This is a genomic window from uncultured Holdemanella sp. (assembly GCF_934754935.1).
In the GTDB taxonomy this organism is placed as follows: Bacteria; Bacillota_I; Bacilli_A; order Erysipelotrichales; family Erysipelotrichaceae; genus Holdemanella.
In genome coordinates this window covers 67392-77228 of sequence record NZ_CAKVJB010000005.1, presented here as the reverse complement: position 1 = coordinate 77228, position 9837 = coordinate 67392, and the positions used below count along the sequence as shown (strand labels likewise).

Below are 9837 nucleotides of genomic sequence, written 5' to 3'. Positions count from 1 at the left end.
CTCCCATAAATACAGGAAATTTCAACAATTTATTCAAAAATTCAATTGTAGTTATACATTTTTTACAAAGTTAAGGAAAGACATTAAAAGTCAAAAAAAGAAGTCGTTAGACTTCTAATTCAACGCATTTTCTTTTGAACCGCACGTATTGCACTGATCCACAATGGAATCAATACAAGTGTAGCTGCAATCCACGCCGTTTGATCCGCCCATGTGATCGCATTATATTTGAAAATAGGAACAAAGCATAAGGCTACGATGCAACGTGCAATCATTTCTACAAAGCCTGCAAGCATGGCTCGAGCAGAATAGCCAAGGCCTTGAACGGACATTCTTGTCGTGATTAAAATGCCTAATACAGGATAGAAATAGCCCATTCTTCTTAAATACAAAGCACTCGCATTTAACACTTGTGATTCATTTGCGCTCACAAACATCATACTTAAAATTCTTCCAAAGAAAACCATTACGACACATGCGAATACACCATATATAATGCTCACCATTACACCTTTACGGTATCCTTCATGGATTCGTTCTAACTTGCAAGCTCCATAGTTTTGGGAAAGGAATGTAGAAACAGCTGCGCCTAATGCATCAAATGGACACATCATCAATGATTTAATACGCATACCTGCCGTGAAGCCCGATACATAAATGGTTCCTAATGCATTATTAGCCGACTGCATGACCATTGAACCGATGGCTGTAATTGAAAACTGTAATCCCATAGGAACTCCCATGGCTAGTAATTTAACCGAATGTTTCTTATCAACATAACGACTTGATTTAGGAACATGTAAAACATTGACTTTAAACGCAATCAATAATAAGCACAAAATACCACTTACTGCTTGGGCAAAAATAGTTGCGATGGCCGCTCCTGCACAACCCCATTTCAAAACAAGAATACAGAAAAAATCTAAACCAATATTTAGAACAGCTGAAAAAGCTAAAAAGAAAAATGGTGTTTTTGAATCTCCAATAGCTCTTAAAATAGCTGATAAATAATTATAAAGTAATGTGAATGGTATTCCCGCAAATATGACAACTAAATAGGCATAGGCTTCATTAAAGATTTCATCATTGACTTGTAATATATGAAGAATGTCTGCACAATAAACAACCACTAATATAGATATCACAAAAGCTGCAATGGCTGTCCATACAGCTCCTGCATAAATATAAGTCTGCATTTCATCTAGTCTTTTTGCACCATAACTTTGCGAAACCATAATTGCGAAGCCTTGGCATATTCCCATACAAAAACCTAGAATCAAAAACTGTACACTACTACTTGCGCCTACAGCAGCCAGTGCTTTCGAACCTAATGTTTGTCCAACAATAGCCGCATCCACAACATTGTAAAATTGTTGAAATAAATTTCCTAATAATAATGGAATACTAAAATTCAAAATGAGTTTTAAAGTATTCCCCTCAATCATACTCTTTTGCATATTCCCTTTTTAAACTCCCCATCAAAAAAGAAGTCATATTATTGACTTCTTACCAAGCTAATACTTCAATTCCTTTTTCTGTAACTAGAATTGTATTTTCCCATTGCGCTGATAACTTTCCATCTTTCGTATAAGATGTCCATCCATTATCTTTATCAATGTATAAATCACGAGTTCCTTGATTGATCATCGGCTCAATTGTGAAGACCATACCTGGTGCAATAACCATACCTGTATTACGGATTCCTACATGATGTACATATGGATCTTCATGGAAGGCATTTCCTACACCGTGTCCACAGAAATCAACAACAACACTATAACCATTTTTATGTGCATGTTCTTGAATAGCAGCACCAATATCTCCAATGTATCCCCAAGGGCGTACAGCTTCTTTACCAATTTCTAGACATTCTTTAGTTACATCAACTAAGCGTTTTGCCTCATCACTTACATTACCAATACAGAACATTCTAGATGCATCCGCAAAGTGTTTATGTACAATAGTAGTACAGTCTACATTTATAATATCGCCATCTTTTAATACGACTTTTTCACTTGGAATACCATGACAAATTTCATTATTAATAGATGTACAAACACTTTTAGGGAATCCTTCGTAGCCTAGACATGCAGGAATTCCACCATGACTTGTTGTATAATCATATACTAATTTATCAATATCTTCTGTCGTCATACCCGCACAAATTTTTTCTCCAACTAAATCAAGTATGGCATTATTGATTTTAGCCGCTTTTTTGATCCATTTAATATCTTCTTCAGACTTTATTAAATTATGACTCGGAACAATTTTACCTTGAAGTTTTAGTACATTAATTGTATTGTCCCATTCTTCATGACAATGTTTATATTTTTTACCAGAACCACACCAACATGGACTATTCTTACCAATCATCTTGATCCTTCTTTCTATATATTCGTTAGACACAACTTATTATACACGAAAACAGAAAAAAAAGCTTCCGATTGATTCAGAAGCTTCTAAATACATTATTCACCAAAATAACGTTTTAATAATCCAGCAAATGCCTTACCATGACGAGCTTCATCACGAGCCATTTCGTGTACTGTATCATGAATAGCATCTAAGTTTGCTTTTTTAGCACGAGTTGCTAAATCTACTTTACCTGCAGTAGCCCCATTTTCAGCTTCTACACGCATTTCAAGGTTTTTCTTAGTTGAATCTGTAACAACTTCACCTAATAATTCAGCAAATTTTGCAGCATGTTCTGCTTCTTCCCAAGCCGCTTTTTCATAATACAATCCAACTTCTGGATATCCTTCTCTATGAGCAACTCTTGCCATTGCCAAGTACATACCTACTTCTGAGCATTCACCTTCGAAGTTAGCACGTAAATCGTTTTTAATGTCTTCATCAACATCTTTTGCGACTCCTACTACGTGTTCAGCAGCCCAAGTCATTTCGTCTTCTACTGGAACAAATTTTTCTTTTGGTTGTTTACAAGTTGGACATTTCCAATCAGCAGGAAGATCAGCGAATTTTACGCCTTCCTTTTCCTCATCATAAATGTGTCCACAAATTAAGCATCTATATTTCATAAATTATCCTCCTCTTGAAATATACTATTTCCTCTTATGTATATACTATCGCATATTCATTTTAATATTTCAAAAGTATTGCTCAAGAAATTTTAATTATAATTCAATCGTCAACATACGATCTTTTCCTGACATATCTTTATGTACAGTAATCGTTGCTGAAGCGAAGTATTCACGAGCTAAATTTGATAAAGCTTCACCTTGATCCCAACCCATTTCAAAGGCAAGGAACGCTTTTTCATTCAATACAAGATGTGCTTTTTCAAATACATCACGATAGAATTTCAAGCCATCATTACCACCAAATAAAGCTACATGTGGTTCATAATCCACAACACTCTGTTCCATCTTTTCTTCACTCGGAATATATGGTGGGTTACAAACTAAAATATCACAATGTAAATTGCGATCTACAAATGGATCTAACATACATCCACAAATGAAGTTTACATTTGCCCCCAGTTTTTCATTGTTCTTTTGTGCAACCACTAAAGCTTCCTTTGAAATATCTGAAGCAATCACATCCATCTTAGGCTCTTCAAGATTTAAAGTAATACCAATTGCACCGGATCCTGTTGCCACATCAAATACATTGACATGATCTTTATCGGCAAAGTGATCATCAAACTTAGATAATACAAGTCCTACAAGTTCTTCTGTTTCGGGTCTAGGAATCAAAACGTCTTCATTCACGATAAAATCATATCCATAAAAACATTCGTATCCTAATACATATCCTAATGGTTCACCATTTTCCATTAAATGAATTCCTTCTAGATAATCTGTTTGAATTTGTTCATTTGCTTCTTCATCCATAGAAATATATAGATTGATATCTTTTTGACGACATAATTCCACCATGAAAAGTTGAGCTGCCTGTTCGCCTTGACCAGCTTTGTAAAGACGTTCCTTACCTTCATTGATCAATGAATGATATGTACTCATTATTCTTTTTCTCCAGCAATTTTAGCCTGTTGATCAGCCAACTGTAAAGCAGCCATCAAATCATCTAAACGACCATCCATAATACGATCTAACTGATTGACTGTATATCCAATACGGTGATCTGTTACACGGTTTTGAGGATAGTTGTATGTACGGATCTTTTCTGCACGATCTCCAGTACCAATCTTTGTACGACGTTCTTTTTCGTTCTTTTGATCCAATTCACGCTGTCTTTCTTCATATACACGAGCACGAATTGTCATTAAGGCAGTTGCACGGTTTTCATGCTGACTACGACCATCCTGACACTTAACTACAATACCAGTAGGCTTGTGGACGATACGAACCGCTGAATCGGTTTTATTGATGTGCTGTCCTCCCGCTCCACTTGAACGCATTGTTTCAATTTCCAAATCGTTCATATCAATATCAAAGTCTTCAGCTTCTACTTCTGGCATACACAATACAGTAGCTGTAGAAGTGTGGATACGACCTTGTGATTCTGTCTTTGGCACACGTTGTACACGGTGAGATCCAGATTCAAATTTCAAGATTCCGTATGCCCCTTCTCCATTGACTTTAAATGAAACTAATGAGAATCCTCCAGCTTCACTATCTTCCATTTCGATGACTTCTGTTCTCCATCCTTTAGCTTCTGCATATTTTGAATACATTCTAAATAAGTCTCCGGCAAAGATATTTCCTTCATCTCCACCAGCTGCTCCACGAATTTCTAAGATCGCATTGTGCGAATCGTTAGGATCTTTTGGTACTAGAAGCAATTCTAAACGGTCTAAATAATTTTGGATTTTTGGTTCTAATTCTTCCAATTCCATTTGTGCCATTTCACGAATTTCTTTATCCTCTTCTTTAGAAAGGACTTTAGCCTCTTCTAATTCCTCAACTGCCTTTTTATATTCTTCGTATGTTTCAACAATAGGTGTCAATTCATTTTGTTCACGACCCAATTTTGCCATTGTCTTACGATCTGATACAACATCACTTTGCATCATTAAATCATTGATTTCACGATAACGTTCAACCATTTTTTCTAAACGCTCATCCATTTTTGCCATAAATATACATCCTTTCTCTATAATTTTTATATCTTGAGTGTTTTACCACTTAAAAAACGCTTTATTTTAGCGATATACCCCATCTATTTTAATATAAAGAACACTTATTGTCGATGAAAATTGTCCTATTACGCAATTTTTAAAGATAAGAGTATAATATGAGATATGAAAAGAAAAAGAAAAGTTAAAAAGACATCATTTAAGCTTATTATTATTCTATTGATTCTAGTATTTGTCGTTATCCCATTTACCATTTTAAAAATGACAGAAGACGGACAATACTATGTCGAAGATTTAAGCACAAGTGAAGTGCAAGCTTCTTATAAACATTATATTTTTGCATCCTTAAAAATGGATGCAACAGACTCTAAATATACATGTATAAAAAATGAAGATGGTAAAGTATTACGACTTAAATCAGGAATCGTGAATTTAAAGACGAAGGATGTAACCCAAAACACAGAATACACTACAGATACTAAAGAAACAGGGTATGTGAACGGAAATTATGGTGCAGATGCTCAATATCTAGGAACAAGCTTTAATGGAAAGAAGGTTCACTTTAAAATCAGCGGGGTTCAAGCTTGGACTGATATTAATAATGTTGAATTATACTTATATAACGACTCCTATATTTTATCCACATATTATGTTTATAACCATTCCCTTATTCATACAATTTCTACAGATCTTTTTCAAGGAAATGTGAATTCTATTGCGATTGGTCCTGCTCCTAAATTCATGAAGGAAGATACAATCTATTATTCATATGATGGTCACTATTTTTATACGAACTATGAAAACCTAGTTAATGATAATAAAGTTAATAAAGATCCTTACTATAATTATTATCAATATATTCCTCATAGAACTACTTCCTATTTAAATAATTCTGTATATAATGCATATCTAGATCAATATGGTGTTAGTGATGAATCTGCTCTATATAATCAGGCAGATATATTCTTTAAAGTTCAAAACAAATATTCAATCAACGCGACTATGATGTATGCCCTAGCGCTAAACGAGAGTGGTCTTGGACTTAGTCAGTATGCGCTTGAATATCATAATTTATTTGGGCATGCGGCAATTGATGAAAATCCAGATAATGCGAATCAATATAGTTCATTAGCCGAATGTGTAAAACAACATGCCTATAATTTTTTACAACAAGGATACTTAAATCCAAATGATTCAAGATATCATGGTTCGTGGTTTGGTGATAAGGCAAGTGGTATAAATGTCAACTATGCATCTGATCCATATTGGGGTGAAAAAGCTGCAAGTTTTTACTATCACTTAGATGAAGATGGTATTGACCAAGAAAAGAATCCTATTAAGACAATACAATTATCCAAGGATTTAAAGGTGTATGCACCAAATAAAAAAGATGTTCTTTACACGTATAAAAAGGGAGATATCGTATCGGTTCATATATTAAAGGATGAGATTGGATACTATAAAATCTCGAGTGAAGCTCCTGTCAAAAATAATGATTTGAATGTAAATTCTAAGTATAAAAATAGTTATGTATATATCAAGAAATCGGATTTCAAATAAAAGAAAACCATTCTAGTGTTGGCATCTAGAATGGCTTCTTTTTGTTTATTATTATTTTTAGGAGAGAGATATGAATATTGGTTTATTTTCTATATTCATTGCCTTATCTTTAAGGCACTTATAGAATATCATTCTATGTTGTCATAATTTTCTTATAACTTTGGTAAATGTTGTGAAATCAGATTGAATTATGTGAAATTATCAAAATGTGCATCTTTTCTAAAATTTCCTTCTTTTTTTTCGTATTAGAGAGAAGAAAGGAGGAGTTATCTTGAATTCGATTGATATTGAGTCTAAGAAATTTTTAGGACAACCAAAAAACTTTGTCTCGATCTTTAATGCACTTTTATTTGATGGGAAGCAAGTGTTAAAGCCTGAATATCTTAAGGATGAAAACAGTGAACTTGTCATGAATGTTTCGAGTAAGCATGTGGATATCATCAAGCGGTATGAGGATGGTACATATTTGGATTTGTTCGTGATTGAAAGCCAAAGCTATGTAGATCCGTCCATGGTCGCAAGAGTTATGGAATATGAAAGTGTTGCTCGTATGCGTTATATTCGTCAAAACTTTAAGAAGCATGGACCTATGCATACAAGACTTCCCATGATTTTAACAGTCGTCTTATATGTGGGTGAATCCAAGTGGAATGCTGCCAAAAGATTGAGTGAGCTAGAAATCATTCATCCTGGATTTGAAAATATGTTCAATGAGTTTAAACTGAATCTGATTGAGCTAAACACAAATCACAAGTATAATACAGGTGAAAAGGCAACACAGGACTTATTCGATCTATTGCGAATGATCTATACAAAGCAGATATTAAAAGAAGATCTAGATCGAGAGTTTAATCGTGATGCACTATATTTTGCGTATGTAGTGACAAAGAACAAAGAGCTATTGAATATCTACCAGAAAAGTGAAAAGGGTGATGTAAAAGTGTGTAGAGCATTAGATGAAATGTTTGAAGAATCAACAAACAAAGGAATCCAGATGGGTATCAAGCAAGGAATTGAACTAAATCAATTTGAAGTATATCAAACTATGCTAGACAAAGGTTTCAGTGTAAAAGATATCGCATCAATCTTCTCAGTGAGTGAAGAATCAATTAAAAAGCTATTGATGAAAGCTTGATTGTAAAGAATGCACATATTGTATGCATTCTTTACAAAGTGTTAAACGTGGTGTAAAAAATACACAAATCAAAATAGCGATTAAAATGCTTGTAAGAAATAATCAAACGCTTGAAGAAATCTCTGAGATTGTTGGTTTAGGTTTAAATACATTAAGAGAACCAAAAAAGTGTATTTGATTGAAATGTGGTCGGTGATAATGGAATTGAAAAAGGAAATTCATATTAAAATGTGAATTTCCTTTTTTACATTATTTTATCATTCAATTAAATCATTGATTTAATTGTTCTATATAAATCATCTGCAGTTAGTTGGAATTCTTTTTGAAGGAAATCTGGCGTTCCTACTTGTCCAAAACGTTCATCTACACCATGACGTTTAAATGGAACATTTACTCCATTTTCCATCAAAACTTCTGCAACAGCACTTCCAAGTCCACCATAAATCGAATGATTTTCAAACGTAACAACAGCCTTTTTACCTTTTGATTCAGATAACACTAAGTCAATGTCTAAAGGTTTAATACAATACATATCGATTACTTCTACTGAATATCCTTCTTCAACTAATTTTTCAGCACAATCTAATGCATCGCTTACCAACTGGCCAGATACAATAATTAGAATATCTTTACCTTCTCTTAAAACATTTCCTTTGCCTAATTCAAAAGTTGAATCTGGTGTATACACATTTCTAACATCTTTACGGTTTGCACGAATATAATGTACACCTTCATGTTTAGAAAGTTCTTTTACAACCCATCTTGTTTGTGTTTCATCACAAGGATCCACAATGATTGAACCTGGAATTTCACGCATCAAAGCCACATCTTCCCAAGTTGTATGTGTACCTCCATTAGGTCCTACAGTAAATCCTGGGTCTGATCCATAAATATTGATTGTATTATGTGCATATGCACCTGATAAATAAATCTGATCATAAACTCGACGTGTAGCAAATGGTCCAAATGTATGTACATAAGGAATAAATCCTTCACTCGATAATCCACATCCAACGCCAATCATATTTGCTTCAGAAATACCACATTGAATGAAATTTTCCGGATTTGATTTTTTGATATTTGTGAACTTACTAGCTCCACCCAAATCGGCTTCCATAGCAACCACTTTATCATTTTCTTTAATAAGTTCTTGAATGCTTTCAACAACTGCAACACGTAATTCTTTACCTTTTTCACTACGATTTTCTACTAATTTATACATGTTGCTCCTCCTCTTCAATTTCTCTTTTTAAAGAAGCCTTAGCCTCATCTGTAGCACGATTTACTACTTCTGTATTAAATTTTACTGAGTGATTATCCAGAAGATCTTCAAAGAACTTAACACCTTGACCTTTAATGGTATCTAGTACAATACATACGGCTGAATCTGTTACAGATTTTGCGTTTGTGATAGCTTCATCAATCGCATCTAAATCATTTCCCTTAACAGTTTGTGTGTTAAAGCCAAAAGCCTTCATTTTATCTTCAATACTAAATGGGTTCATAACATCTTTTGTATATCCATCTAATTGACGCTTATTATCATCAATGATTACGATACAATTGTTCATTTTATAGTTTGCCAAATATTGGAACGCTTCCCAACATTGGCCTTCATTCAATTCACCATCTCCAACGATTAAATACACATAATTATCACTATGTTTCATCTTTAATGCAGTAGCAATTCCAGCTGCTGTACTTGTTCCTTGACCTAGTGATCCAGTTGTCATATCAACTCCAGGAGTTTTTGTTCGATCAGGATGACTTGGAAGCATTGTTCCACCATCATTTAATGTCATTAGTTTTTCTTTTTCAAAGAAACCACATTCACTTAAGGTTGAATACCAAACTGGTCCAGCATGTCCTTTAGACAATACAACACGATCTCTTTCTTCCCATTTTGGATTTTTTGAATCATATTTCATTTGTTTTCCATACAATACCGCAAACAATTCAACTAAAGATAAGGATCCACCTAAGTGTCCATAACCCCTATGTTGTAACATATCCAAAATATCATAGCGTACTTTTTTTGCTAAAATTTCTACACTTTTTTCCATAATTTCCCTCCAAATGGCTA

The 9837-nt window shown here is 33.9% G+C and carries 10 protein-coding genes; 3 read left to right on the top strand and 7 right to left on the bottom strand.

Annotated features, from left to right (window positions below; all coding sequences use genetic code 11):
• Positions 1-119: 119 nt before the first annotated feature.
• From Q0E86_RS02460 to prfA, 5 genes are all read right to left on the bottom strand, one after another.
• Complete coding sequence (locus Q0E86_RS02460; RefSeq protein WP_295754348.1) at positions 120-1457, bottom strand: MATE family efflux transporter; 1338 nt, start codon at positions 1455-1457, stop codon at positions 120-122.
• Between the two features lie 49 nt (positions 1458-1506).
• Positions 1507-2373: a methionyl aminopeptidase gene (locus Q0E86_RS02455; RefSeq protein WP_295754347.1), complete on the bottom strand. Its 867-nt coding sequence runs from the start codon at positions 2371-2373 to the stop codon at positions 1507-1509.
• Between the two features lie 95 nt (positions 2374-2468).
• Positions 2469-3038 carry a ferritin family protein gene (locus Q0E86_RS02450; protein ID WP_195232639.1) on the bottom strand — a complete coding sequence of 190 codons (570 nt, stop codon included), beginning with the start codon at positions 3036-3038 and terminating at the stop codon, positions 2469-2471.
• Between the two features lie 96 nt (positions 3039-3134).
• Positions 3135-3983 (bottom strand): peptide chain release factor N(5)-glutamine methyltransferase, encoded by an 849-nt coding sequence (gene prmC / locus Q0E86_RS02445; protein WP_295754346.1) that lies wholly within the window; start codon positions 3981-3983, stop codon positions 3135-3137.
• Entirely contained in the window at positions 3983-5059 is a 1077-nt protein-coding gene (prfA, locus tag Q0E86_RS02440) for a peptide chain release factor 1 (RefSeq protein WP_270431883.1), read from the bottom strand. Before prfA ends, prmC begins: the two co-directional genes overlap by 1 nt.
• A gap of 165 nt (positions 5060-5224) precedes the next feature.
• Here prfA and Q0E86_RS02435 point away from each other — a divergent pair, with 165 nt between their 5' ends.
• From Q0E86_RS02435 to Q0E86_RS02425, 3 genes are all read left to right on the top strand, one after another.
• Positions 5225-6619, top strand: coding sequence for a glucosaminidase domain-containing protein (locus Q0E86_RS02435; RefSeq protein ID WP_295754345.1), 1395 nt, complete (start codon positions 5225-5227; stop codon positions 6617-6619).
• A 271-nt stretch (positions 6620-6890) separates the two neighbouring features.
• On the top strand, positions 6891-7754 hold the full coding sequence (locus tag Q0E86_RS02430) for an Rpn family recombination-promoting nuclease/putative transposase (protein ID WP_295754344.1): 864 nt from the start codon (positions 6891-6893) through the stop codon (positions 7752-7754).
• Between the two features lie 22 nt (positions 7755-7776).
• The gene (locus Q0E86_RS02425) at positions 7777-7932 is read left to right on the top strand and encodes a hypothetical protein (RefSeq protein WP_295754343.1); all 156 of its coding nucleotides are present in this window, start codon (positions 7777-7779) and stop codon (positions 7930-7932) included.
• Between the two features lie 87 nt (positions 7933-8019).
• On the opposite strand, the gene Q0E86_RS02420 is transcribed toward Q0E86_RS02425, so the two are convergent.
• Positions 8020-8976, bottom strand: coding sequence for a transketolase family protein (locus Q0E86_RS02420; protein WP_117995644.1), 957 nt, complete (start codon positions 8974-8976; stop codon positions 8020-8022).
• Positions 8969-9817 (bottom strand): transketolase, encoded by an 849-nt coding sequence (locus Q0E86_RS02415; protein ID WP_295754341.1) that lies wholly within the window; start codon positions 9815-9817, stop codon positions 8969-8971. Before Q0E86_RS02415 ends, Q0E86_RS02420 begins: the two co-directional genes overlap by 8 nt.
• Positions 9818-9837 lie beyond the last annotated feature (20 nt).

Bases quoted from the DNA above. Each gene is read 5' to 3' on its own strand.
- Q0E86_RS02460 (WP_295754348.1), bottom strand. From the start codon at position 1,457: ATGCAAAAGAGTATGATTGAGGGGAATACTTTAAAACTCATTTTGAAT.
- Q0E86_RS02455 (WP_295754347.1), bottom strand. From the start codon at position 2,373: ATGATTGGTAAGAATAGTCCATGTTGGTGTGGTTCTGGTAAAAAATAT.
- Q0E86_RS02450 (WP_195232639.1), bottom strand. From the start codon at position 3,038: ATGAAATATAGATGCTTAATTTGTGGACACATTTATGATGAGGAAAAG.
- prmC (WP_295754346.1), bottom strand. From the start codon at position 3,983: ATGAGTACATATCATTCATTGATCAATGAAGGTAAGGAACGTCTTTAC.
- prfA (WP_270431883.1), bottom strand. From the start codon at position 5,059: ATGGCAAAAATGGATGAGCGTTTAGAAAAAATGGTTGAACGTTATCGT.
- Q0E86_RS02435 (WP_295754345.1), top strand. From the start codon at position 5,225: ATGAAAAGAAAAAGAAAAGTTAAAAAGACATCATTTAAGCTTATTATT.
- Q0E86_RS02425 (WP_295754343.1), top strand. From the start codon at position 7,777: ATGCATTCTTTACAAAGTGTTAAACGTGGTGTAAAAAATACACAAATC.
- Q0E86_RS02420 (WP_117995644.1), bottom strand. From the start codon at position 8,976: ATGTATAAATTAGTAGAAAATCGTAGTGAAAAAGGTAAAGAATTACGT.
- Q0E86_RS02415 (WP_295754341.1), bottom strand. From the start codon at position 9,817: ATGGAAAAAAGTGTAGAAATTTTAGCAAAAAAAGTACGCTATGATATT.